This is a genomic window from Dactylosporangium sp. NPDC000555, from assembly GCF_040300025.1.
Taxonomy (GTDB): domain Bacteria; phylum Actinomycetota; class Actinomycetes; order Mycobacteriales; family Micromonosporaceae; genus Dactylosporangium.
This window is the reverse complement of record NZ_JBEPDB010000107.1, coordinates 1-25,165: the sequence shown is the minus strand read 5'-3', so window position 1 is coordinate 25,165 and position 25,165 is coordinate 1. Positions and strand designations below refer to the sequence as shown.

The window sequence follows — 25,165 nt, the reverse complement described above, 5'->3', positions numbered from 1 at the left end:
CCCAAATACACCCCCAACACCCCCAATACCATATTTCACACTTGGTGAGGGGTGTACAGCGGTGTCCAGCACCCACCCCCACCCGCGGGTGGGGGCCCGCCCCCCGCCCCCCCCACGACATTCCGGTTGCCACGGCAATCGCCCCAGCCTTCATGTTGCGATCCTCGCCACCTGACAGCGGCGCAGCCTCGCGCCCGCCAGCCAAGCCGCCGGCGGGGCGAAAGAACGGCCGAGACCCAGGCCGTGAATAGGTTGATCCAAGCGGGCGCTCGCACAGCCTAACAATCCAGCGAAGTTCATGAAAGCTGGCGGGTTGAGCTGATCTTCCATCCATGATCCCCTGTCGCGACCGACGACGCCAGTACGCCTGGCGGACGCCCGCTCGAACAAAGAGCGGTCCGCTGCGCGAACAGCGGACCGCCAGGTTCCCCGCCTCACATGTTGAAGGGAAACTGCATGACTGTAGACGGCAGACGCACCGTTCAGCGACGACCAGGCAGCCCGAAACGTCTGCCACTGCGCTGGGCGGTAATCCTGGGCATCAGCAGTGCTCTCGGAGCCCTCATCGAAACGACGCAGGGGCCGACCGCCGGAGTAGTGGCAGCTATCGCGGCAGCTGGCGCCTTGCATTCGTTCATGGCCTGATCAGGGCAGTACGCGGTAGACCGGTCGCGACCGACGCGGCCACCGGGCTGGCTACAAGACGAAATCCTCGAATCTGGGATCAAGGTCGATGCCGGTGTGGCGGTCGTATCCGCCACACCACTCGACGAGCGCGCCGCGACGCACCTCGGTACCGAGAAGCGGTCGCATCAAGGCACTGACGCCAGCCGATCGCAACGCGCTCGGGTGGACGTTCGTGGTATACGGCTGGAGCCGACGCAGCTGCGCCATGGCCGGCACCGGATCGCGTCGCAGTCGTTCGATCAGCTCCTCGAGATCTCGCTGCTGTTCTGGCGTCTCAGCGCCCTGTGGGGTAACCACGGAGATGCCCTCGTCGTCGATCATCCGGAACGCCAGCTTCGAGTCACGGCGGCCGGTACTGCCGTCCAGCGGGCCGTCGGTCACCGTCTGAAACGCCCACCGTGCCCGAGCCTGCTGGATCTGCTGACCGACATGACGGCCATCAGCAAGGTTCAACGCGTCATACACGTCTGTGTAGTAGCCCGGTAGGGCATTCGGGTTGTCAGGATCGCTCCTGCCCGGACCGAAATGCCGTCTTGTGCAGTCGACCAGCGTCTTGTACGCCGGTGGCTGACCACCGTCGGCCGGCGCGAAGACGATCACGCGCCCGCTGGCCAGGCGCCCCTCCCTGTTGGCTCGGCCAGCGGCCTGCAGCAACGAGTCGGCCGGTGCCTGCGCACGGAACACCACTGGGAAATCGACATCAACGCCAGCCTCGATGAGCTGGGTCGACACGAGCAGGACACGTTCGCCGTTCTGAAGGCGCTGCCGCGCCTGCTCGAGCACCCGCCGCCGGTGATCCGGACACATGCGGGTGGACAGATGCCACGCCACACCCTCCGGTTCGCTGTCGCGCCAGTGATCGAACACAGTCTTGGCGTCTGCGGTCGTGTTGGTGACCACTAGGGCGGACCCGTCCACCGCGGCTTGCGCGGCGATCTCCACCAGCGTCGGTTTCGGCTCCAGCTGCCACTCGAACCGGACGCGCCGCAGGTCGTTGACCAACTTCGGTGTGTCCCGAATCAGGTCCGTGACCGGCAGGTCGCCAAACTCGTTCAACGCCCAGAACTCCGGCTGCGTCGCCGATGACAGCAGCACTGTCGTGCCGAAATGCTCCACCAGCAGCCGCAGTCCGTCGAGAATCGGCGCGAGCATCCGGTGCGGCAACGCCTGAACCTCGTCCAGCACGATCACCGAGTTGGCCAATCGGTGCACCCGACGCATCGCCGAGGGCTTCCGGCCAAACAGCGACTCGAAAAGCCGGACAAACGTCGTGACCACAAACGGCGCGTCCCAATTCTCCGCAGCCAGCCGTGCCCAGCGACCGCCCCGGCCGTCATCGAAGTCGGCCTGGCTATGGTGCTCCAGCACGCGAGGTTCCACACCATCCTCGTCCAGCATCCGCCGATACACACTGGCGTTCTGCTCGGTGATGGTTAGAAACGGCACGGCCACGATGACCCGATGCATGCCGCGCTCCTTCGCATGCCGCAGCGCGAACCCGGCACTGGCCAGGGTCTTGCCCGCGCCGGTTGGGGCGCCCAGCCGGAACATGCCGGACGGCTCCCCGGCAGCGGCCACACAATCGGCAAAGACCTGTTCCCGCACCGCACCGATCGACGCGGTTCCTCGCCCTGCCACGGCTTCGCCCCGCCGCCGCTCGAACAAATCGTAGAGGTAGCCGAAGTCGACAACGTCACGAACTCGCGGCTCGGCCAACCCTTGGAAATGCGCGCTGGTGTCCAGGCTGTCGGCATCCACCAAGGCGCTGAAACACAGGCGAACGGCCATCTCACCGACTCGCGGATCCTGCCGCCACGATGCTGGGACCAGCCCGGCGAGACTCGGCGGCAGGTCCGGAAGCAACTGCGACAGCGCCTGCTCAGCGGACGCCACGTTCCCCCGGTTTTTCGCCAGACGTTCCTTCACAGCTGCACCAAGGTCAGAAACGTCGACCAGCCCACCATGGTGGCCATAGATCGCAACGGCCAAACGACCCAAACCGCGCTCCGACGCAAGACGAGTACCCAACGCCTTATGGTCGATACCAACCGGCTGGTCGGTACCAGCGACCGTCTTCAACTTCCTCTGCCAGTCGCATCCAGCCTTTCCCACATCGTGCAGCGCCCCGAGCCAATACGCCACGTCTCCACCACCGAACGGCGACGCGAAGCGTCTCGCCAACTCGCCCGTCCCACGCAAATGGTCCCGCAAGGCATGCCAACCGATGCCACCTGGAGCGGGGCTATGCGCCCACAGAGAGGCCGTTCCAGACACACGGAATCCTTCCCAAACGACCGAAATCGATGCCGACACTAACCACACGCAACGCTAGGCAGCCGCTCCAGACACGACCCCAGAGCATGGGCCCACAGCCGTCGTCGGCCGGCGCTCCGGGATGATATCGATGCGCACCGACAGCGTTTCGTGATCTAGGAACCTCAGGCTCACGCTCCAAACACCGGAGGTTCCTAACCACAGAATCCGGATCAACCACGCAAATCGCGCCGTCGAACAGTGAAGCCCATGCCAGCATCCGGCTATCTTCCCTATTGAGGAAGAGCTGCGCCCGGCCTTCGGGTCGGGCGAGGATCGCAACCGAAGCGCTGCTAGCGGGATGTGTTGGGAGGTTGTCGCTGCTGCGCCCGGCCTTCGGGTCGGGCGAGGATCGCAACTGGAGCCTTGGCGGTCATTATCGCTGATTACAATGCCGAGCTGCGCCCGGCCTTCGGGTCGGGCGAGGATCGCAACGCCAAGTTGTCGCCGGCAGCGAAAGAGCTCGTGACGACGGCTGCGCCCGGCCTTCGGGTCGGGCGAGGATCGCAACGGTTGATGCGCGGTGGTCGATGCGTTAGTGCTTGGCCGCTGCGCCCGGCCTTCGGGTCGGGCGAGGATCGCAACTACCGGATCCTCTGATGGCCGCATCGACCGGACTCGTGGCTGCGCCCGGCCTTCGGGTCGGGCGAGGATCGCAACAGGAACGGGGCGCGCCTCACGTGCATATCCTGATGGCTCCGCCGCTGCGCCCGGCCTTCGGGTCGGGCGAGGATCGCAACGCGATGGTGCCCGCCTGGCTGGTGTGGAAGGGGGCGGCGGCTGCGCCCGGCCTTCGGGTCGGGCGAGGATCGCAACGGGAGCTTGAACGCGTTCGTCGGTGACGTCGCCGGCTGCGCCCGGCCTTCGGGTCGGGCGAGGATCGCAACGATTGGGCTGGATTCATGACCCGGGTTGCCGGGCAGCTGCGCCCGGCCTTCGGGTCGGGCGAGGATCGCAACGCCGATTCGCGCCTGGCCTACACCGACGTCGGGCCGGGGCTGCGCCCGGCCTTCGGGTCGGGCGAGGATCGCAACCTGTTCGGAGGTGGCTGATGCACGGCCTGTCCTACAAGCTGCGCCCGGCCTTCGGGTCGGGCGAGGATCGCAACTCCGGCCGGGCCGCGAAGACGACCACGGCCATCGCTGGCTGCGCCCGGCCTTCGGGTCGGGCGAGGATCGCAACATGCAGCCCAGGAGGCGGCGTGAGCAAGAAGGAGAAGCTGCGCCCGGCCTTCGGGTCGGGCGAGGATCGCAACCAGCGACTCGGCGGTGATGCCCCACGCGGTGTGGCCGGCTGCGCCCGGCCTTCGGGTCGGGCGAGGATCGCAACGCGGGCAGGCCGTTGGCGATCGCCATGGCCCGGTAGTTGGCTGCGCCCGGCCTTCGGGTCGGGCGAGGATCGCAACCAGGACCGCGCCCACCAGCGCCAGCACGCCGCCCGCCGGGGCTGCGCCCGGCCTTCGGGTCGGGCGAGGATCGCAACAGAGTTCGGCGCGGGTGGGAAGCAGGAAGTCGGGGAGGGCTGCGCCCGGCCTTCGGGTCGGGCGAGGATCGCAACTGCTCGGTGGATTGATGTCCGGCGTTCTGCTCGGCGGCTGCGCCCGGCCTTCGGGTCGGGCGAGGATCGCAACGCCATGCTGGTCGACGCCCGCGACTGGGACACGATCGTGCTGCGCCCGGCCTTCGGGTCGGGCGAGGATCGCAACATTGATGTACGTAACACTCACGCGTGCTACACAGGACCGCTGCGCCCGGCCTTCGGGTCGGGCGAGGATCGCAATACCTTGTCCCGGTCGGGCTGCCACGGCTGAATGCCGGCTGCGCCCGGCCTTCGGGTCGGGCGAGGATCGCAACCTGCGCGGGCTCTGGATCAAGGTCACGGTCACCGGCGGCTGCGCCCGGCCTTCGGGTGGGGCGAGGATCGCAACGTCTCGGAGAAGTACCGAAGGAGTACAACACCTTCGTGCGTGACCGCTGCACCGCGGGATTGCTGCGGGAATGCGGTTCGGGTTCTGCCACATCGGGTCCACAAGCTTGTGGCAGAACCGCTGGGCAGCAGGGCCGTACGCGTTATGCTAGCTGCCACGTCCCGCTGATGATCGCGACGTCGTAGGACCCGTCGGTCCGTTCCCATGTTCGACGGGACGCGCCGAACATGGGAACGTGGCGGTTGTGGACGGGTCAGCCAATCAGCAGGTCAGCCGCGATGGCCAGGCGTCCGTGGGGGGAGCAGTTTAGCGATGTATCCCGCCGTAGAGATCGACCTGCGCCTTCACGGCGTTCCCGCTGCTCAGACACGGTATCCCATCGCGATTGGGGGCGCGTCTCGACAGGCAAAGCCAGGTCGAGGTGGGCACCAACCTGCTCCCCTACTCGTGAAGAGGCTCCGTCGATGCGGGCGGGAGGTGCGTCTCATACATGCGAACCGCGACGACGAGGCCCGAAGCGGCAGTGATCGCGGCGATGATCCAGATAGCCGGACGCAGGCCGAACAGGTCGGCGGTGACTCCGGCGAGAAGCGCGCCGACGGCGTAGCCGAGGTCGCGCCATAGGCGGTAGACGCCGACGGCGCGGGCGCGCCAGGTGGGGTGGGCGACGTCGCCGATGACGGCGAGCAGGGTGGGGTAGACGAGGGCGGTGCCGGCGCCCATGAGGATGGCGGCGATCGCCCACGGGGCGAAGGTGGATGCTGCGGCGACGAGGCCGATGCCGACGGCCTGCAGCAGCATGCCGGCGGTGATGAGCCATTTGCGGCCCCAGTGGTCGGACAGCCAGCCGGTGACCATCTGCCCGAGGCCCCAGACTGCGGGGTAGAGGGCGACGAGGACGCCGATGCGGGCGACGCCGAGGCCGCTGGTGGCGAACAGGATCGGGTACAGGCCCCAGGCGAGGCCGTCGTTGAGGTTGTTGACCAGGCCGGCTTGGCTGGCCGCGGACAGCGCCTTCTCCTTGAAGCTGGTGAGCGTGAAGATCTGCCGCCCGGTGAGCTCGTCGTGGTGCTCGGCGTTGCGGGGAACGTGGTTGGCGGCCTCGTGCCGGGCGTGTCCACGGGTCTCGCGGACGAGCACTGTGGACAGGCCGAGGCCGAGGGCGGCGAAGGCGATGCCGAGATAGAACGGGACGGGCCGCAGACCGTACTCGGCGGCCAGCCAGCCGGTGGCCAGCGCCGTCGCCGCGACCGCGAGGTACCCGGCGGCCTCGTTGAAGCCCATGGCCAGGCCGCGGCGGGCGGGGCCGACGAGGTCGATTTTCATGACGATGGTGGTGGACCAGGTCAGGCCCTGGTTGATGCCGAGCAGGATGTTGGCGGCGATGATCCAGCCCCATGACGGTGCCCAGATCAGCATGAGCGGTACCGGCAAGCCGATGAGCCATCCGGCGACGAGGACGGGTTTGCGGCCGTAGCGGTCGGACAGGCTGCCTGCGGCGAGGTTGGTCAGGGCTTTGGTGATGCCGAACGCGACGATGAAGGTCAGCGAGGCGGTGAATGCGCCGATGGCGAATACCTGGTCGGCCAGCAGCGGCAGGACGGTGCGTTCCTGGCCGATCATGCCGCCGACGAGGGCGTTGACGGCGACCAGGAGTACGAACTGGGCCAGGTTGGCGCGCAGCCCCAGCCGGATCGGGGTCCGGCTGCTGGTCGTGGTGGTGGTCATGCGCCGTGCTCCAGGCTGGTGCCGGTGGCGTGGGCCCAGTCGGTTGGACCGCCGTCGAGGACGGAGACACGCCGGTGGCCGTGGCGCTGCAGGAGTGTCGCGGCGGTCATGGCGCGCTCGCCGTGTCCGCACATGACGGTCACCGGTTCGGCCTCAATGTCGCCGGCGTGGTCGGGCAGGGAGCCCAGTTCGATGTGCTCGGCGTGGGGCAGGTGGCCGGCGGTGTACTCGCTGTCTTGGCGGATGTCGAGCACCCGGCCGTCGACGGCGCCGGGCGCGACGAGGGCGATGGTCGTGACCGGTTGCCCGGCGGCGGTCCAGGCGGGCATGCCACCGGCGAGTTCGCCGCGGATGCGGCTGTAGCCGATGTTGAGGGCGGGCCAGACGATGTCTGCGGCGGGCTGGTCGGGGTTGCGGACGACGACGATCGGGGTGGTGGGGTCGATGACCCAGCCGAGCCAGGTCGCGAATGCCGATCGTAGGGCGATGGAGACCGCGCCGGGGATGTGCCCTGCGGCGACGTCGGCGATCGGCCGCACGTCCACGACCACGGCTCCGTCCTGTAGGTGGGCGCGGACCTGCTCGACCGCAAGGCGCGGGAGGACGGGCTGTTCGGTGAGCACCGGTGGGCCTTGCCGGTTGACCTCGGCCAGCCAGCGGAAGTACGCCGGGTAGGAGCCGAGGCTTGTGGTCAGGTGGCGGGCGAAGGTGTCGGCGTCGGGTGCGGCCAGCAGCGGGTTGGTCTGCTTCTGCTCGCCGATGGTGGAGGTGCGTGCGGTGCCGGGCGGGGCGGAGCAGAACGATCCGGCTCCGTGGGTCGGCCACACCGCGGTCGGGTCGGGTAGGGCCGCGAGCCGGTGCAGAGACGCGTACTGGGCGTGGGCAAGCTCCAGGGTGCGGTCGCTGCCGAGCAGGTCGGTGCGGGCCGCCGCGTCGACGATCAGCGAGCCGCCGGTGAATACCCCGACCGGCGTACCGCCGTCGAGGAGCAGGAACGACAGGTGCTCGTCGGTGTGCCCCGGGGTGGCCAGGGCGCGCAGGGTCAGCCCGCCGAGGTCGATCTCGTCGCCGTCGTGCAGCCCGCGGTGGTCGAAGGCGCGCATCCCGGCGGCGGAGGCGAGGATCGTGGCGCCGTCGTCGGCGGCGAGCTGTACGGCGCCGGTGAGGAAGTCGGCGTGCAGGTGCGTGTCGGCGGCGTACGTCACGCGTAAGCCGCGCCGGTCGGCAGCCTGCCGTAGTGCGCGCAGGTCGCGGGGTGGGTCAACGGCCAGGGCACGGCCGTCGCCGAGGTCGAGCAGGTAGGCGCTGTTGCCCAGGCCCTCGTCCACCAGCGCGACCAGCTGGTCGTCGATCGTGCCCATTTTCTGCTCCTCGTCTCCGCTCGCCTTCAGGTCTGATACTATTCCATGGAAGTTTGGAGGATGGCGAGGATGGGTGACACGAACCTCAAGACGGCCCTGTTCGAGCAGCTGGCCCGGGTCGGCAAGGCACTCGCCAACGGCAAGCGGCTGGAGCTCCTCGATCTGCTCGCCCAGGCCGAACGCACCGTGGACGCCCTCGCCGTAGCGGCCGGGCTGAACCTGACGACCGCGTCGGCGCATTTGCAGACGCTCAAGCAGGCGGGGCTGGTGGCCACCCGCCGCGACGGCACCCGCATCTTCTACCGCATCGCCGGTCCCGACGTCCTCGATCTGCTGGTACGCGCCCGCGAGATCGCCGCCGCCCGGCTGCCGGATGTGCGCTCGGCCCGTGACGCCTACTTCGGCGACGGCCCGGACATCGCGGTGCTCGACCATGCCGAGCTGGCCCGGCGGATGAGCAGCGATGAGGTGACGCTGGTGGACGTGCGTCCGGAGCTGGAGTACGCCGCCGGGCACCTGCCAGGCGCGGTCAATATCCCCGTCGAGCAGCTCGAAGCGCGCCTGGACGAGGTGCCCGTCGATCGGGAGGTGGTGGCCTACTGCCGCGGCCCGTACTGCGTGTTCGCGCACGAGGGGGTCAAGGTGCTGCAAGCCCACGGCCGCCGCGCCGCGCGACTGACCGACGGCGTGACCGAGTGGCGGCTGGCCGGCCTACCCGTCAGCACCACCGCGTAGAGGCGGCGGTCATGGACCTTCCCGTGTATCTGGACCACAACGCCACCACACCCCTCGCGCCCGGTGTCCTCGACACGATGACCCGCTACCTGCGTGACGAGTTCGGCAACCCGTCCAGCGGCCACCACTACGGCAACGCAACCCCGCCAGGCCGTCGCCACCGCCCGCGCCCAGGTCGCCGACCTGCTGGGCGCGCGACCTGAGCAGATCGTGTTCACCGGCTGCGGCAGCGAAGCCAACACGCAGGCCATCTGCGGCGTCACCGCAGGCCGCACCGGGCACGTCATCACCCAGGCCACCGAACACCCCGCCGTCCTGCAGACCTGCCGAGCCCTCACCGCACACGGCATCCGCGTGACCGTCCTGCCCGTCGACGAGCACGGCCTGGTCCGCCCCACCGACCTGGCCGGGGCCCTGACCGATGACACGGTGCTGGTGTCGGTGATGTACGCCAACAACGAGACCGGCACCATCCAACCCATCGCGGAGCTGGCCGCCCTCACTCACGACGCCGGGGCACTGTTTCACACCGACGCCGCCCAGACCACCGGCAAACTGCCCTACAGCGTGGACGACATCGGCGTGGACCTGCTGACCGTCGCGGGGCACAAGTTCGGCGGCCCGAAAGGCGTCGGCGCCCTGTACCTGCGCGAAGGTGTGACGGTGCAGCCCGTGATTCGCGGCGGCGGCCAGGAGCACGGCCTGCGTTCGGGCACCGAGAACGTCGCCGCGATCGCCGGGGTCGGCGCCGCCGCCGAGCACGCCAGCACAACCCTCGCCGCCAGCCATGCGCACCTGACCGCCATGCGTGATCTGCTGCACCGGCTGCTCGTCGAGGCTCTCGGCCAGCGTGTGCTGCTCAATGGCCATCCGCAGCGGCGGCTGCCGAACACCCTCAACATCAGCATCACCGCGACCATCGGCGCGCAGCTGCTCGCCACGATCCCGCAGATCGCAGCGTCGACCGGTTCGGCATGCCATGACGGCTCGGTCAGCTCCCCGGTGCTGACCGCGATGGGACTGGATCCAGCGAGGGTGGCTGCCGCGATCCGACTGTCAGTCGGCCTCACCACCACCGAGGCGGATATCCAGTACGCCGCGGACCTCCTCGCCACCGCGGCCGGCGCAGTCTCCAGCCCCGTGTCATGACTGCGCAGTCTCCCGAGATCCGAGTGTTCGACGGCGGCGACCAGCTGTGCGTGACGCTGCTGCTGGACTTGCGCCGTTTCATCACCGGGCTGCCCGCCGCAACCATGGTGCACGTGATCGCCACCGACCCGGCCGCGCCGCTGGACCTCCCGGCATGGTGTCACCTGACCGGCCACCACTACCTTGGCCCGGTGCCCGCGCAACGGTTCACCTACGCGCTGCGGCTCGCCGCCGCGACCCAGCCGACCGCCGCCGCGAACCCGTGGCACCCGGCGCAACGCACGTAGCATCCCGGCCGCAGCCCGACAGGTGAGAGCGAGCGCACGCCGCCAAGATCGATAATTGGGATAATCGAGGAGATGGTGGCTTGCCCGGACCGGGCAGTGCCCGCAGCCCGGTCCGGCGGACCGGCGTTGCAAGGGGCATCATGACAACCGTCGCCCGCCGTTCCTCGACGGTCGCCGAACCCGGCATGCTGCGCCTTGGCGCAGGGCTCATGGCGGCCGGTCTGGCGTTCGTCGGCTACGCGTTGATCTTCTTCATCCGCAACGTCACCGGCGCGTTCCTGGAGCTGGGCATAGGCCCTGACCTGGTCGATGTGGGCCGACCCGAGATCCGGGAGTCAGCCCGCAGCTGTACAACTACATCTCGCACCTGCACATCGCCGTGGCGGGGTTCATCGCCGCGACCGGCCTCGCGACCGTGGCGCCGGCGCATTACCCGTACGGCCTCGACACCTTGGGCCATCTCGGCCTCATCTACCTGGCGACAGCCGTGTTCGTGGTCGGTGCGCTCCTCGCGCTCAAGCCGATCATGGAGCAGCGAAGGGCAACCCGCCAGTGAACGCCGCCAAGGCGCGTCGTCGCAGCGCGGGAAGCCGCGAACGGCGGCGGCCGGGCCAGGGCGGTCAGGGGCGGCATGAATATAAAAGAATCTTGACGCGGTGTCGTATCCGGGCTCCCGCCGGTCGTCTAGGAGGTGAAAGCACACCTGATCGAGGGAGCAGCACGCATGAATCCGGTCATGAACACCCTGGACGTCGTCGTCGCCGACATCGGCGCGTCGATCGCGTTCTTCCGACACCTGGGCCTGGACTTCCAGGTCGACCCCGGCTACGCCGAGCACGCCGGGTGCGACCTGCCCAACGGGCTGCACCTGATGCTGGACGAGGAGAAGTTCACCGCGATGGCCCGCCCCGGCTGGACCCGGACTGCGGGCAGTCCGCCGATCTTCCTGGCGTTCCAGTTCGACACCCCGGCCGACGTCGACGCCAAGTACGCCGAGCTCGTCGATGCCGGCTACACCGGATCGCGCGAGCCGTGGGACGCGTTCTGGGGCCACCGCTACGCCACCATGCTCGACCCGGACGGCAACGGGATCGACCTGTACTGCCCGCTGCCCACCGCGAGCTGAGAGGCTGGTAGCCGTGAAGTATGTGCTGATGTTCGTCGACACCGAGCAGTTCGCCGCCGACCTGGCCGCGATGGACGAGGCCGAGCGGGAGCGGGCTTACGGGCGGGTGCGGCAGTGGTTCGCCGACAACACGGACAAGATCAAAGGTCACACGTATCTGATGCCACCGCAGACCGCGACGACGGTGCGGATGGAGGGCGGCGAACCGGTGATCACCGACGGGCCATTCGTGGAAGGCAAGGAGGTCATCTCCGGCTTCGCCGAGATCGACGTCGCCGACCTGGACGAGGCACTGCGGCTGGTCAAGACCTGGCCGGCGTGCCCGCTTGTCGAGATCCGGCCCATCGCCGGGTGAGTACGGCAGCGGAGGCGGAGCTGGCCCGCGTGGTGCGTGAGCACGCGGGCCGGCTCGCCGCCTCCCTCGTGAGTTTGATCGGCGACTTCTCCGCCGCCGAAGATCTGGTCGCCGACGCCGTCGAGGCAGCCCTGGAGCACTGGCCCGTCGAAGGAATCCCGGCCAACCCGGACGGCTGGCTCTACACCGTCGCCCGGCGTCGTGGTCTGGACGTGCTGCGCCGTAACGCCCGCTACCGCGACAAGCTCGCCCTGGCCGCGTGGCCGCCGCGGCAACCGGAGCCGGACGACCGGCTACGGCTGATCTTCACCTGCTGCCACCCGGCCTTGCCCCGCACCGCCCAGATCGCCCTGACACTGCGGGTAGTCTGCGGCCTCACTACGGCGCAGATCGCCAAGGCGTTCCTCATCCCCGAGACGACCGTGGCGCAGCGGATCACCCGCGCCAAGCGGAAGATCGCCGACGCGGGCATCCCGTATCGCATCCCCGACGCCGACGAACTCGGCGGCAGGCTGGCCGAGGTGCTGACGGTGGTGTACCTGCTGTTCAACGAGGCATACCTGCCTACCGGCGGTGGCGATGACGCGGCCTCGGCGCACCTGGCCGAAGACGCCGAGTTCCTTGCCGCGATGCTGGCCGGCCTGATGCCCACCGAGCCGGAAGTCCTCGGCCTACTCGCGTTGATTCGGCTGCACCGCGCCCGTACTGCGGCCCGCTTCACCGACGACGGCGAGATCGTTCAGCTGCCCGACCAGGACCGCACCCTGTGGAACCACGGGGCGATCGCCGACGCGACCCGGCTGATCGCCAAGGCGGCCAGCGTCAAGAAGCCGGGGCCGTACCAGCTGCAGGCGGCGATCGTCGCCGTGCACGCCGAAGCGCCTCGCTGGCAGGACACCGACTGGGAGCAGATCCTGGTGCTGTACACCATGCTCGACGGGCTGGCCCCGTCGCCGGTGACCAAGCTGCACCGCGCCGTCGCCCTGCGATACGTCACTGGGCCACAGCAAGCGCTCGCCGAGGTGGACGCCCTCGCCAACTCCCTGGGCGGCTACCACCTGTGGCACGCCACCCGCGCTGAACTCCTGCGTGACCTCGGCCGCTCCAACGGAGCACGACAAGCCGACGCGCGAGCCCTGGCGCTGACGGCGAACCCGGCGGAGCAGTCGCTACTACGGCAACGGATCAGCTGGGCGTGACCGCCCGGTAGCTGAGCGGCCCCGACGGGCCGCCGAAGGCCAGCCCGCTCGTCCTTCACCGGGTGGCCTTGCGCGCGGCGCGGTCAAGAAGCCCAATGAGCATGGGCTGTTCGGCCTCGATACCCTCGCTCAGGCGTGCGGCTGCGTGGACGATCAGCCACGAGTCCACCTGCCGTGACGACAGCTTCCCGCCGCTGGCGTAGTTGCGCACGTACCCGTGGGCGAACACCGACCGACCGGTCGCCATCAGCGCGCGAGACAGCAGCGGTGTGCCGGGCAGCGGATCGGCCCAGCGCAGCAGCAGGAGAGCCCGCGCGTGGTCGGCCTCCGGCATGCCGCGTGCCGCGCACGACCAGTCGATGACGGCGACCCGGTCGGCGGTGAGCAGGACGTTGCCGGGGTGGTAGTCGCCGTGGCACAGGCGGTCGCCGTCGGGGAGTCCGTCGAGTACGCGCAGGGCGAAGTCGCGCAACCGCGGTGGCATTTCGGCGTCCTGGATGCGCGACGCGAGGACCTGGCGGAGGTCGGGAAGTTCGGGCGGGGCCTGGACGGCGTGGATGGCGAGGTGGGCCTTGGCCAGCGCGCGGGCCAGGCTGCGCACCCGCCACGGTTGGCGTTGCAGCAGTGTCAGCATGTCCGGCCCGTCCAGGCGTTCCAGGACGAGGCCGGTACGCCCGTCGCAGTCCGCGACGTCGATCAGCCTCGGGGCGACACGATGGCCGTTCAGCGACCTCAACGCCATCACCTCGGCGCGGTGCCCGCCGAATCCCGGGCGGTACAGCTTGACGACCGCATCGTCGCCCCACGCGTACACCTGCGCCTCGCGGCCCGCGCCGAGCTTGCCTCCCATCATCTGCGCGCCTCCTGGGCAGCGGCGTTCATCAGTTGCCGCCGTGCTTGCGGGCGAAGATCCGCTCGACGGTGCCGGCCTTGAGCCGCTCGGCCTCCACGATCTCGAACCCGGCCGCCCGGACGAGGGGGAGCTGGCGGCGGGTGAAGTGCTCCCCGGCGGCCCGGATGGTCAACCGCTCCAGCAGCCACTGGGCGGCGTGGAGCGGTGGCCAGGTGCTGGCGATGTGGTCGAGCAGCAGCAGCCGCCCACCGGGTACGAGGACTCGCTTCATCTCGGCGATCGCGGCGGTCGGGTCGGGGATCGTGCACAGCGACAGTGCACAGACGACCGTGTCGAACGAGGCGTCGGCGAACGGCAGCGCCTGGGCGTCGCCTTCGTGCAGATCCACGCCGAGGCCGAGATCGGCGGCGCGCTGGCGGGCGATGGCCAGCATCGCCGGGCTCAGCTCGACCCCGGTGATCGTGACCTCGGCGGGGTAGAACGGCAGGTTGAGGCCGGTGCCGATGGCCACCTCCAGGACCCGGCCCTGGGCACGGGCGGCGAGCCACTGACGGCCACCGCCGAACCAGTTCTTCTCGAAGAACGCGATCTGCTTGTCGTAGCCCGGTGCCGATTTCTCCCAGGCGCGCAGGACTTTCGCGGTCTGGTCGGGTGCTGCGCTCACGGTGGCCTCCGGCCGGTCAGGGATGGGTGATGTCAGGCGGTTGGGGGCAGGCAGTCGAGGCCGGTGCGCGCGGCTGCGGCGGTGATGACTCCGGCGATGACGTGCCGGACCCGGTCGGCGGCCAGATCCGGGTCGGGTTGTCCGGCGTCGAGCCAGGCGATGATCGCCTCGATCGCCGCGGTCGGCGCCAGACGCGCGGCCCACCGCGCCCACGCTTCGTCGGCGACGACCTGCGAGATCTGCACCAGGGCGATTTCGGTGATGTCGGAGCGGAACCGCTCGGCGGCGGCTTTGAACTCCGGTTCACGTGCGGCGTGCACGAACAGCAGCCGGAACCCGTCCGGTTCGGCGATCGCGGCCTTGAGCAGCCCGTCGACGCTGGCGTCGGTGAACCCACCGACCGGCTCGGCCACATGGTCGGACAGCCTGGCGCAGAACCGGTCCAGAGCGGCCTGATACAGGTCGGTCTTGGTGTCGAAGTGCCGGTAGAGGATCACCCGGGTGATCCCGGCCTCGGCAGCGATGTCGTCCAGCCCGGTAGCCGCGAATCCGTTGCGGGCGAACGCGGTCGTCGCCGCCGCGAGGATCTGCTCCCGCCGCTCGGCACGCGGAAGCCGACGCACCGGCTCGGAGTTCGCCCCGGCCATAGAGCCCCCTTTGAAGACTTGTTGACTTCGGAGTGTACTTGAGCTTATGTTGACTCTCAAGTAAACAAGATCCGGAGGTCGAGATGAACGACCCGATCATCACCATCGATGAGGTGACCAAACAGTTCCGCGACGGCACCACAGCCCTCGACGGGTTGAGCCTGACCATCGCGCCAGGAGTGATCTACGGGCTGCTCGGCCCCAACGGCGCGGGCAAGACCACCCTCATCCGCATCCTCGCCACGCTGCTACGCCCCGACACGGGCACCGTCCGGGTAGCCGGGTACGACGTCGCCCGGCAACCGGCGAAAGTGCGCGAGCGCATCGGCCTGGCCGGGCAGTTCGCCGCCCTCGACGACCACCTCACCGGCCGGGAGAACATCGCCATGATCGGCCGTCTCTACGGCCTGTCCCGCCGCGACGCCCACGCCCGCACCGATCAGGTGCTGCACCGCATCCACCTCGACGATGCCGCCGACCGGCAGATCAAGACCTACTCCGGTGGCATGCGCCGACTCATCGACCTCGCCGCGAGCCTGATCGGCCGGCCCCAGGTGCTGTTCCTCGACGAACCCACGACCGGTGTCGACCCCGCGAGCCGGCAAGACCTCTGGCGGCTCGTCCGCGACCTGACCGCCGAGGGCACCACCGTCCTGCTTACTACGCAATACCTCGACGAAGCCGATCAGCTCGCCGACCGCATCGCGGTCATCGACCGCGGCCGCCTGCTCACCGAAGGCGCCGCCACCGAGCTCAAAGACCGCACCGGCAGCGCCGTAGTCGAACTCACGGTCCCCGCCGAGCAGCGGGCAGCAACGCTGGCGGCGCTCGGGTCGCTCGCCGCGCAGCCTGCCGCCGCCCCTGGTCAGATCGTCCTGCCCGCGCCGGACGGCCCGCTCACCCTGCGGCACGCGCTGCGGCTGCTCGACCAGGCCGCCATCACCCCCACCGACGTGGCACTGCACCGGCCCACCCTCGACGACGTGTTCCTCTCCCTCACCCGAAAAAGCCACGCCCAGCGCGAACTCGCCGGAAGGGCAGCATGACCACCACGACCATCTCCACTCGTTACGTCGGCCGGGCGCTGACCCACACAGGTGTCATCACCCGGCGCAACCTCCTCGCGAACGTCCGCCTGCCCGACCTGCTGATCCTGTCCACGATCCAGCCCGTCGTGTTCATGCTCATGTTCCTCTACGTCTTCGGCGGCGCCATCCAAGCCGCCCTACCCGCAGCGGCCCAGGGCGAGTACGTGTACTGGCTCATCCCCGGCATCCTCGCCCAATCCGCCGTCTTCGGATCCGCGCCCACCGCCTACGGCCTCAACAACGACATCACCAAGGGCGTCCTCGACCGCTTCCGCTCCCTGCCCATGGCCCGAACCGCCGTCCTCGCCGGGCGTACCCTGTCCGACCTGATCCGCAACACGTTCATCCTCGGCCTGCAACTGGCCGTCGGCATCGCGCTCGGCTTCCGCTGGCACAACGGAGTCGGCGGCATGATCGCCGCCATGGCCGTCGCGCTCGCCTTCGGCTACGCCTGCTCCTGGCTGATGGCCTTCATCGGCCTGGCCGTACGCAACAGCGAAGCCATCCAGGCCGCCATCTACATGGTCGTCTTCCCGATGACCCTGACCAGCTCGGTGTTCCTACCCACCCAGACCATGCCCGGCTGGCTGCAAGCCTTCGCCGAACACCAACCCATCACGATCATCGCCAACGCCCTGCGCGGACTCACCCTCGGCCAAGGCGCCCTACCCGCCGGGCACACCGTCACCGGCGAAACCCTGCTCGCGCTCACCTGGACCACAGGCATCCTCGCCCTATTCGTCCCCCTCGCCGTACGCGCCTACCGCCACAGCGACTGATCCGACAAGATCAAGCAAGCACCACAGCTTCTGATGATCGCAACCTGATCATCGCCGTGGACCGGGTTTCCATGGTCGGCCCGACCCGGTGGGCCGACCATGGAAACCGCGACACAGACCGTCAGGATCTAACCAATGGGCAGGTCAGCGGCTATCGCCAGGCGTCCCCAAGGGGAGCAGTTTAGGGATGTATCCCGCCGGGGGCACGTCACAGAACTGCAAAACCGCAACGTAACTGGTCGGTCACTTATCGTGGAAGCCAGTTTCACGTTCGAGTAGGCGATCGAGGATGCCCTGGCCGTTCGGCCGGGGCATCCTCGCGTTGACCCGATGGACGTTGACACTCGCCCGGAATGAACGCGCATCGGTACCTGTACGTGTGCGGGCAAACCGAGCCAAATCCAGGGCAAGACGCCAGGAACGTGGATGTGCGCGCCGGAAATTGTCGGGGCTCTCCGTTAGCGTAGCCTCGTAGAAACGGCGAAAGGCTGGGCGACGTGGCAGCGGACGGCGAAGGGGTCGATCCTGCCGCCGGTATCGTCAACCCGCGCCTCAGCGACGTCTTCGGCCTGGTGATCCGACAGGACGAGGTGGACTTCGTTGTTCCCCACCTGCGCGAGGACCTCCCGCTCTACCTCGACCCGTTCCTGCTCTGGAAGTCCGACGATCCTGAGTACCGACGGCTTCACGCCGATCTGCTCGGCTTTGTAGATGAAGTCCGCAAGCACGCCGTCGACGGACGGGCCACCCGAGCGAGGATGCTCCTGTCAGAGGTCAGTGAGCCGGTCGAGCTCGGCCTGGGCTACGCGGCCGGAACCAAGCGGGGCTCAGCGCTCGGTCCCGGCACCATCGAAGGCATTGTCCGCACGTTCCAACAGGTCCCGCAGTTCCAAGCCGCTGGCCTGGACCACCTTGAGATCCTTTCACTGCTCGTGCCCGGCATTGCTGAAGACCGCATCAGCGACATGACCGCCTCAGTCATCAAGCGCTGGCTCACTGAGTTCACCGAGCGCCGCTGTAAGGACTGGGGCATTCACACGGCCCGCCGCAGCCTCATGGGCTGGGACGCCGCGGCGCTTGATTGGCGACCGTTCGACGCGCGCCTACCGCACAACCCCTCCGACGGCTCGCCCGTCCTACTCGCGCCACTGAACCTGCTCCGCCGGCTGCCCTGGATCAACTACGGCGACTACTACCGCACCGCCTACGCGCCGCTCGTGCTTCCGCCGGGCCGCGCGGGCAGGGCCGTCGCCAAGCAGGACGTACTCACCTACAACCGCGCGCACTTCGACACGGTCCGCGGCTACGTCGCCGAACGGGAGGCCGCAGCCGGCGTGTGCGCCCCAGACCCGCTCTTCACTCCGCTCAGACTCACGACCGTAAAGAAGAAGGTCGCAGAGATCAAGGCGCTGCCGACTGGCCGCGACAACGGAGCAGACAAGAAATTCGAGGACCTCGCGTTCGACGTGCTGTCCTCGTTGCTCTACCCCGAGCTCGACCTCGCCGGCCAGCAGGAACGAACGATCAGCGGAGCTCATATCCGAGACGTCATCTTCCACAACGACGGCAAAACACCGTTCTTAACAGACCTCCGAGACCAATACGGCGCGCGCCAGCTCGTCTTCGAGCTCAAGAACGTCACAGCGCTCGATTCGGAGCATGTCAATCAGCTCCACCGCTACCTTGACGACGAGGACATGGGCCGTTTCGGCGTCCTCGTCGCGCGCAACCCGCCGAAGGCACCAGTCCAGCGCAACATCGTCGACCTACACTCCTCCAAGCGCCGTGCGGTCCTGTGCCTGGACGACTCCGACCTCGACCTCATGGTCGCCCTGCTCGATTCCGAACGGCGCCCCATCGAGGCCCTGCGCAAGAAGCACGTCGAGTTCACCCGCCTGCTCCCGAAGTAGGAGAACGTATGCCCCGCACCGACAAACCGAACGACGGCTCCTCGCCGTCACCAACCGACGAACAGGCAGCGACATATGACCGGCTCGTTCCAATGCTGGAGGCCGCCCACCGCGAGATGACCGAGCTGTCCAAGAAAAAGCAGGATGGCGTCGTCAACACTCTCAAGATCAAGATGCTCAACCGTCTCCTCAGTGAGCTCAGCAAGGTCATCGAAAAGGACCCCAGCCACGCCTTCGTCGACATGCTCGACGAGGAGACCCTCCCGCAGAACAGCGACGCAGTCCTCATCCTCAGTCAGTGGCAGGCAGCGCTCCAGCAGTACAAGGGCCGCCACCACGGCTACGATGCATCAGTCCGAGGGAACCGGTGGTTCACCGTGGAGAATCCCCGAGACAACCACCGCTGACGCCCCGCTCCGCTCGGGGCCACAACTGTCCACTGGCCGAACGGAACGATAGGTCTACTGTGGTGGATGGCGGCGCTGGACCAGACCTCGTCTCAGAATGAGCCAAGTTGGCTAACGAGATGATCCAGGATCAGCTCTATCCCGGACCAGTCTTGGGTTTCAATCAGGTTTGAATTCGCTTGGGCTGCTTGGAGTTTTTCGCGGAACGCGCGTTGAACCGCGCTCTTGTCGACCACTTCTCCTTGGTAGGACTTGACTTTGCCCATGTAGCCCTTCCATTGAACTGGGCGCTGTAGCCCGTCGGCGTCACAGAGTACGTCCGTGCCGAGGTAAAGCTCGATGGAGCCCGCTAAGCGGTTGACGTTCATAGTGGCTTGCCCCTGGGGGCCGAGGGTTGGGTACTCGGCGGCCAGGTCGAGATCGGGGTAGTGAATGACCCGATAGTGGCTGGGCAGCCGGGTGTCTCGTAAACCCATGACGGCCTCGTAGGCGGCGCTGTCGTTGTCAAAGATAGCCACAATGCGGTTGGCGACGCCAGCCGCAGCAAATGCTTTGAGCGCCCGGATAGCGGCGGATGCCCCACCTTCGGCGCCTGTGTCGTAGTCTAGAAACTTTATATAGGAGACGAGGTGTGGTCTAATTAGCGCGATCGCGTTACTGAGAACGAATGCGTCGAAGCTGCCCTCGGTGATAACGATTGGCGGTCCAACTCCTCGTCCCTTATTGATGTCCTCTGACCCGAAATCCTCGTCTTTGTCGTCGTCGTAAACGGTAAGCCAATCGCATTCTTCAAGCTCCCCGGCGTCAACCGCGACTTGCGCTGTGTCCTCAACTGACTCCAGGATCGCGCGCATCACGATTCGCTCATCCATCTCCTGGAGCACGCTGAGCGGTCCGAGATCGCGAAGACCGACAGCGTTTACCGGGCCGTCGAGCTGCCTTTTTCGCTTCACATGGTCGCTGACGTCACACTTCCAGTCGTCATACGGCCAATCTTCGAGCGTGAGCGGATCGCCAAGACCGTCCTGATCGTCAGACCCATTTTCCTTTTGCGTATAAAGCCCGGACGAGCCCTCACTAAGAATCAGCTCGTACAGCCGCCGCACGAGCGGTTCGCCATAGCCCAATACCTCAAGTCTTTCCCTAACGTCCCGCGCGGATGCCATGAACACCGGAAGCTCAAGTTCGGACAGATCATCTTCGTAAGGGTCACCACCGTAAGCGCCGACCGTGTATGGCAAGGCTTCTCGACCGCGAAGTCTTTGAAGGTCTGCCAACGTGAAGTAGTACACGGTTTCCGGATGAAACTCGTTACGGAAGGAGAAAACTTCCTTGCCGTCGACAAAGATGCTCTTGTAGGTGCTCACGTCCCACTCTCCACAACGTGGACCATGCGGACAGACCTGTCCGCTTCTCCAACCAAACTCAGATTTCTTGCCGTGGAATCTCACCGCGCCTAAGGAGTCCGCGCCCCGCCGCTAAGGTCGAATGGATCATAGGGGCAGTGATCGGGATAGAGGCTTCACCACGGCGTCGCACGATGCTAATGAAAGCACCCTCGATTCGTCCGTCAACGATCGCGCCGTGGACAAGGAACGGCTTGAGTTCCTCCTGCTGCGGGGGGACATCGATGAGCACCAGCATCTCCTCGCCCATTGCGACGGCTTCGACGGCCAGGCCATCCGGCGGTGGAAACAGTCGTCGCTCCAGGATCTGCTCATAGCGGCGAACCATGCGGTTGTCTCGGGGTACTGGACACAACCCGCGGATCTCCTCGCCGCCCGGCACCTTCTTCGTGTTCATACCGATCACGACGAGGCCCCCTGACTCCGCATTGCAGAATCGTGCGACGGCTTGGGCCAGGGAGATTTGGCCATGCTCACTGGCGTCGTAGTGCTGGCTCTTCACATCCAACCAGTGTCCTTCGGGCTGGCCGATCAAGACATGGGCATGACCGCCCCGTACGAGGTCCCCTGCCGTGACCCGGGTGAGTTTACCGTCGGTCATGGCCCGCACGAGCTGCCCGATGTCTTGGCCCAATCGAAACAGTTCGCCGAGGTCGCGGCCTCGGGGGCTCAAGGTCACTCGTACATGCCACGGCCACGGCGGTGCAACATAGTCCGGGTCCGGCCACGCTGATGAGAACGTCATCCGGTAGCGCCGGAGCAACGGGGCTAGGGCACTGCTAAATCGGCCGGATACTTCATTCTCATCGTCGAGATCATCGAACAGGACAGTGACATCGAGATTGAGGGTATTGTCGTGCAGTTCAAAGGCGACCGCGCCCACGGGGCTCTCTTCGTCGTCGAAGAACCCTACAGGAACCTTGCTGATGAGCAGCGTCGCGCCGTCACCGTAGTAGGCGTGCCGGCGTCGCATCGCACGCAACAGGTCTGAGGCGGAGCACCCGGGCAGGTCATCGACATGGGCCACTACGTTCCCGCTACCGTCACAGCGGCGCAGCCGCTCACCGAGGTACCAATCGCCGTTTCGTGCGTCAAAGCGCACGGTCGGGCGAGGTCGGACACGAACGCCGCTGTCAATCGGAGTCGAGGACTGGTGAGCCGTCACCCTCTCATCCTCCTGCACGGTTGCGGCGAGCCGACACCGAGCCGCAGCCCGAACCCGCTCGGCACCACGCTTGGGATGTACCGCTCATCGAAAACCGGCTCGCTCTGCAGCACGGTGGCCCCAGGTGCTGACCGCCATCGATCTCGCTGAGGCGTTGAAATCCTAGAGGAAGTCGCAGCGCTCGGCGCACCTGGCGACCAGTGCGCGACAACGGCGAGGACGGCCCTCAGCCTGCGCCGCCCCGGGCCGGATGGATGGGTTCCGGTGCGACTGCCTCGATGGGGATGTGGGCGCCGATCGGTCGGCCGAGCCATCGTGGCGACCGTCCCGCACGGGCGGCGATGCGATCGTCCATCGCGGTCCACACGACCATGTCCAGCAGCCGCAAATCTGGGATCAGCGGCGCCGGCTCGGACTCCAACGCCGGCTCGGGCACCGTCGGCGACACCAGCGTCCGGAGCTGCGCCACCGTATCCCGGTGGTCGCGCAGGTACACCGCCAGCGCGCGGACGATCGCGGCGATCCGCTCCTGGCGGTTAAGACCGAAGCGCTGGACCTTGACGCTGAGATCGTCGCGTTGGTAGCCGAACGCCATCCCGACGTAGCCGTCCAAGACCGGGATCGCGGCTGGCCGGTACAGCGCGCCCAGCTTGGTGATCCTCGGCGCCCAGGCACCGTCGAAGCCGAACTGGCACGCGTGGACCACCGCGGCGATCTCGTCGTCGGTCATGCGGTGCAGATCGCGGTTCGCCGGGATACGGCCGATCCGATCGGCGAACTCGCGTCGGCGCGCCCGGTTGAAGTCTGCAAGCTGCGTGAGTTCCACCCTGGCCGTTCAGCGCGTTGGCGAACAGGAGCGACCACGCTGTGACCTCCGTCAACAGGCCCGCCGACCGCGCGCTGACACCAGCCAGGTCGTAGACGGCCCAGCCGCTGTACCGCGACGTGCAGTAAACCCGGATCCGGGTCGCCGCCTCATCGATCGGGACTGGCCCCAACACCTCGCCGACAAAGCCCGCCGTCAGGTCGATGGTCACCGGAGGTGTCATGCACGGCACCATACTGGCCGAGGGCTACGCCGGCGCAGTTAGTCAAGCCGTACTCGCGGTCGCAGCCGTACACGATAGACGGGAAATGCTGACGTACCACATGGCATGGCCGCGTACGGCGACCAAACCCAGTCGCCATAGGCCGCCTGATGGTCCACAGTGGATGCTGGCAACTAGGGAGGCACCGCGTGGATCAGCTCAGGTTCGAGGCAGCCCTCGGGACGTACACCGTTAGTGTCGCCCCGGAGAGTATTTGGATCTTCAAGGGGATGCGCACCCACTACTTCCAGCTCCAACTGGAGGTCGGCATCCCGCAGGTCGGCGCGGAGGCCGGACGGCTGCTGTGCCTGGAGACGACCCTCTACGCTCCGCAGGAAACCGGACCGCGTGCACCGCTCGATTCGGCGAACGTATCCGTCCCGTTCAATGCGACCGGTGAGGTCCGACGGCCGACGCTTCAGTACCTCATCACCAACGCCCAACTGCTGGCATTGGAGCAGCATCGAGCCGGCGACCTTCGCCTGGAACTTCAGGTGCGCGGCTTCCTGCCGCAGTCGTCCGGCTTTCCTGGGGCATCTGAGATCACCGAGCACCTGAGCATCGCCGAGAGCAGGTGGCGCCAGCAGCTCGCCGGGCTCGGCCGCACGCTCGGGGCGGAGATGCTGATCCCCTTTCCCGCCGACGATGAGCCACGCAGAGTCGTCGCTGACTTCCTCCGCGAGGCCCAACGGCTGCTAGGCGGCAACGAGATCGACTCTGCGATGCTCCAGGTGCGTAAGGCACTGGAGACCATCAAGAAGACAAGCGGCTGGAACTGGCCAGGAAAGAAGGACAAGGGTGACATCACCGCCGCTGAGCGATGGGCCTTGATCCGGGCGGCGATGGAGGACCAAGCCAGCGGGGCCATGCACGTGGACCCGGGCACCAAGGACTACAAGTACAGTCGGGCCGAGGTCGAGACGTTGATCGCAATGACCGGCGCCCTGTTGCGTGTCGTGGCGTGACGCGCCGACCGCCCCCGATACGGACGGTCTCAATCGCTCACTGCTCCTCCGAGATCACCCTCGCCGTTTCGGCCACTGCGGCCGCCGCAGCCGAAAATGAGGGCAATGACGCGTTCCCAGGGGCGGTCCGCGATCGCCGGTGCGTGATGCCGAGTCGGAACCGCCAACCTGCAACCGCTTTGGAGGCGCCGTCCCCACGTCAACCGGCGCATCCGCCCAGCTCAACATGGATTAGGTCGCGATCGAGCCGTGCAGGTTTGTCTCTAGCCGGGGCACGTCACAGAACTGCAAAACCGGAACGCGACTGGTCGCTCACTGATCGTAGAAGCCAGTTTCGCGTCCGAGTAAGCGATCGATGCCCCGGCCGTTCGGCCGGGGCATCCTCGCGTTGACCCGATGTACGGTGCCGGACAAGCCCGGATCGCGGCAGAAATCCGATGTTCTGTTGTTGTCAAGTAGTCGGCTGCAGATGGCCCCAGGCGGTGTGTTCGTCGTAGTCGGCGCCGGTTTTGAGGCAGCCGTGGAGGATGCCGACGAGGCGGTTGCTGAGCTGCCGGAGGGCGGCTTGGTGGCTGGTGCCGCGTTGGCGGAGGGTGTTGTAGTAGGCGCGGGCGCCGGGTGAGCCGCGCATGGCGCAGAAGGCCCATTGATGGACCGCGTCGGGGATGCGGCGGTTGCGGGCGTAGCGGGCGATGACGACGCGGCGGGTGCCGGAGGCGCGGGTGATCGGTGAGGTGCCGGCGTAGTTGCGGCGGGCTTGGGGTCGGTGTAGTGGTGGGGGTCGTCGCCGAACTCGCCGAGGATCCGGGCGCTGAGGACGGGGCCGAGGCCGGGCAGGCTCAGGTAGCGTTCAGCGTCCTGGTGCCGGCCGAAATGGTCGGCCACCACCTGCCCGAGTTCGTCGATTTCGATGTTGAGGATGTTGATGAGCTGGACCTGGCTGGACACGATCGCGGCGTAGGCGTGCTGCACCGGGGCGGGTTGGCGCAGCTGGTCCCGGCGTAGTGTTTGCAGAATCGCGTCGGCTCTGGCGTCGAGGTTGCGGCGTCCGGCCCGGCGCAGCGCGGCGACGATGGTGAGGCGTGGCAGGTGGGCGGCGCGGTCCGGGTCGGGTGCCCGGTCGAGCAGTTCGAGGGCGTCGCTGGCGGTGAGGTCGTCGAAGGTTTGCAGGGCGGCGGGGAAGAACTCTCGCAGCGTTGCACGCAGTCGTAGGACCTGGCGGGTGCGGTCCCAGATCAGGTTCTGGTGGGCGCGGGCGAGGAGCTTGACCGCCTCCACGGCCGGGCTGTCACCGGCGACCTGGCGGTGGTGGGCGTGATCCAGCCG

Annotated in this window: 22 protein-coding genes and 1 CRISPR repeat array; of the genes, 12 read left to right on the top strand and 10 right to left on the bottom strand. The window is 67.5% G+C overall.

The genetic code is table 11. The features are described from left to right. Positions 1 to 696 precede the first annotated feature (696 nt). The 3 genes from cas3 to ABT297_RS38400 form a co-directional block, all read right to left on the bottom strand. Complete coding sequence (gene cas3, locus ABT297_RS38410; RefSeq protein WP_350557540.1) at positions 697 to 2,961, bottom strand: CRISPR-associated helicase Cas3'; 2,265 nt, start codon at positions 2,959 to 2,961, stop codon at positions 697 to 699. A gap of 285 nt (positions 2,962 to 3,246) precedes the next feature. Then, a CRISPR array of direct repeats spans positions 3,247 to 4,927; the repeat unit is 37 nt; unit sequence GCTGCGCCCGGCCTTCGGGTCGGGCGAGGATCGCAAC. A 441-nt stretch (positions 4,928 to 5,368) separates the two neighbouring features. After that, entirely contained in the window at positions 5,369 to 6,655 is a 1,287-nt protein-coding gene (locus ABT297_RS38405; RefSeq protein ID WP_350557538.1) for an MFS transporter, read from the bottom strand. Further along, positions 6,652 to 8,016, bottom strand: a complete 1,365-nt coding sequence (locus ABT297_RS38400) for an MBL fold metallo-hydrolase (RefSeq protein WP_350557536.1) — start codon at positions 8,014 to 8,016, stop codon at positions 6,652 to 6,654. The genes ABT297_RS38405 and ABT297_RS38400 overlap by 4 nt, the downstream gene beginning before the upstream one ends. A gap of 69 nt (positions 8,017 to 8,085) precedes the next feature. On the opposite strand from ABT297_RS38400, the gene ABT297_RS38395 reads away from it, so the two are divergent. From ABT297_RS38395 to ABT297_RS38365, 7 genes are all read left to right on the top strand, one after another. Next, complete coding sequence (locus ABT297_RS38395; protein ID WP_350557534.1) at positions 8,086 to 8,751, top strand: ArsR/SmtB family transcription factor; 666 nt, start codon at positions 8,086 to 8,088, stop codon at positions 8,749 to 8,751. A 93-nt stretch (positions 8,752 to 8,844) separates the two neighbouring features. Beyond that, the gene (locus tag ABT297_RS38390; RefSeq protein WP_350557532.1) at positions 8,845 to 9,900 is read left to right on the top strand and encodes a cysteine desulfurase family protein; all 1,056 of its coding nucleotides are present in this window, start codon (positions 8,845 to 8,847) and stop codon (positions 9,898 to 9,900) included. Then, positions 9,897 to 10,187, top strand: a complete 291-nt coding sequence (locus ABT297_RS38385) for a sulfurtransferase TusA family protein (RefSeq protein WP_350557530.1) — start codon at positions 9,897 to 9,899, stop codon at positions 10,185 to 10,187. The genes ABT297_RS38390 and ABT297_RS38385 overlap by 4 nt, the downstream gene beginning before the upstream one ends. 379 nt (positions 10,188 to 10,566) lie before the next feature. Next, positions 10,567 to 10,743 (top strand): hypothetical protein, encoded by a 177-nt coding sequence (locus ABT297_RS38380; protein ID WP_350557528.1) that lies wholly within the window; start codon positions 10,567 to 10,569, stop codon positions 10,741 to 10,743. Between the two features lie 168 nt (positions 10,744 to 10,911). Beyond that, a complete protein-coding gene (locus tag ABT297_RS38375; protein ID WP_350557526.1) occupies positions 10,912 to 11,313 on the top strand; it encodes a VOC family protein in 402 nt (133 codons plus the stop codon). Between the two features lie 13 nt (positions 11,314 to 11,326). Then, complete coding sequence (locus ABT297_RS38370; protein ID WP_350557524.1) at positions 11,327 to 11,668, top strand: YciI family protein; 342 nt, start codon at positions 11,327 to 11,329, stop codon at positions 11,666 to 11,668. After that, positions 11,665 to 12,867: an RNA polymerase sigma factor gene (locus ABT297_RS38365; RefSeq protein WP_350557522.1), complete on the top strand. Its 1,203-nt coding sequence runs from the start codon at positions 11,665 to 11,667 to the stop codon at positions 12,865 to 12,867. Before ABT297_RS38370 ends, ABT297_RS38365 begins: the two co-directional genes overlap by 4 nt. A gap of 55 nt (positions 12,868 to 12,922) precedes the next feature. Here ABT297_RS38365 and ABT297_RS38360 read toward each other — a convergent pair whose 3' ends face one another. From ABT297_RS38360 to ABT297_RS38350, 3 genes are read right to left on the bottom strand one after another with little or no spacing between them, the layout of a single operon-like run. After that, positions 12,923 to 13,720, bottom strand: a complete 798-nt coding sequence (locus ABT297_RS38360; protein WP_350557520.1) for a phosphotransferase family protein — start codon at positions 13,718 to 13,720, stop codon at positions 12,923 to 12,925. Between the two features lie 28 nt (positions 13,721 to 13,748). Next, positions 13,749 to 14,384: a class I SAM-dependent methyltransferase gene (locus tag ABT297_RS38355; protein WP_350557518.1), complete on the bottom strand. Its 636-nt coding sequence runs from the start codon at positions 14,382 to 14,384 to the stop codon at positions 13,749 to 13,751. A 32-nt stretch (positions 14,385 to 14,416) separates the two neighbouring features. Continuing rightward, entirely contained in the window at positions 14,417 to 15,031 is a 615-nt protein-coding gene (locus ABT297_RS38350) for a TetR/AcrR family transcriptional regulator (RefSeq protein ID WP_350557516.1), read from the bottom strand. 83 nt (positions 15,032 to 15,114) lie between these two features. Here ABT297_RS38350 and ABT297_RS38345 point away from each other — a divergent pair, with 83 nt between their 5' ends. The 4 genes from ABT297_RS38345 to ABT297_RS38330 all read left to right on the top strand — a co-directional run bounded on the left by ABT297_RS38345 (position 15,115) and on the right by ABT297_RS38330 (position 19,215). Next, on the top strand, positions 15,115 to 16,077 hold the full coding sequence (locus tag ABT297_RS38345) for an ATP-binding cassette domain-containing protein (RefSeq protein ID WP_350557514.1): 963 nt from the start codon (positions 15,115 to 15,117) through the stop codon (positions 16,075 to 16,077). Continuing rightward, positions 16,074 to 16,898: an ABC transporter permease gene (locus ABT297_RS38340; protein ID WP_350557512.1), complete on the top strand. Its 825-nt coding sequence runs from the start codon at positions 16,074 to 16,076 to the stop codon at positions 16,896 to 16,898. The genes ABT297_RS38345 and ABT297_RS38340 overlap by 4 nt, the downstream gene beginning before the upstream one ends. 497 nt (positions 16,899 to 17,395) lie before the next feature. After that, a complete protein-coding gene (locus tag ABT297_RS38335) occupies positions 17,396 to 18,808 on the top strand; it encodes a DUF8370 family protein (RefSeq protein WP_350557511.1) in 1,413 nt (470 codons plus the stop codon). A gap of 8 nt (positions 18,809 to 18,816) precedes the next feature. After that, complete coding sequence (locus ABT297_RS38330; protein WP_350557509.1) at positions 18,817 to 19,215, top strand: hypothetical protein; 399 nt, start codon at positions 18,817 to 18,819, stop codon at positions 19,213 to 19,215. A 92-nt stretch (positions 19,216 to 19,307) separates the two neighbouring features. Here ABT297_RS38330 and ABT297_RS38325 read toward each other — a convergent pair whose 3' ends face one another. From ABT297_RS38325 to ABT297_RS38315, 3 genes are all read right to left on the bottom strand, one after another. Next, positions 19,308 to 20,582 (bottom strand): HEPN/Toprim-associated domain-containing protein, encoded by a 1,275-nt coding sequence (locus ABT297_RS38325; protein WP_350557507.1) that lies wholly within the window; start codon positions 20,580 to 20,582, stop codon positions 19,308 to 19,310. A gap of 58 nt (positions 20,583 to 20,640) precedes the next feature. After that, on the bottom strand, positions 20,641 to 21,786 hold the full coding sequence (locus ABT297_RS38320; protein ID WP_350557505.1) for a hypothetical protein: 1,146 nt from the start codon (positions 21,784 to 21,786) through the stop codon (positions 20,641 to 20,643). Positions 21,787 to 22,012: 226 nt separating this feature from the next. After that, complete coding sequence (locus ABT297_RS38315) at positions 22,013 to 22,612, bottom strand: DUF6308 family protein (protein ID WP_350557503.1); 600 nt, start codon at positions 22,610 to 22,612, stop codon at positions 22,013 to 22,015. A 411-nt stretch (positions 22,613 to 23,023) separates the two neighbouring features. Here ABT297_RS38315 and ABT297_RS38310 point away from each other — a divergent pair, with 411 nt between their 5' ends. Further along, a complete protein-coding gene (locus ABT297_RS38310; RefSeq protein ID WP_350557501.1) occupies positions 23,024 to 23,839 on the top strand; it encodes a hypothetical protein in 816 nt (271 codons plus the stop codon). Between the two features lie 312 nt (positions 23,840 to 24,151). Here ABT297_RS38310 and ABT297_RS43260 read toward each other — a convergent pair. Next, on the bottom strand, positions 24,152 to 25,165 hold a 1,014-nt coding region (locus ABT297_RS43260; protein ID WP_502885713.1), incomplete at its 5' end, for a transposase.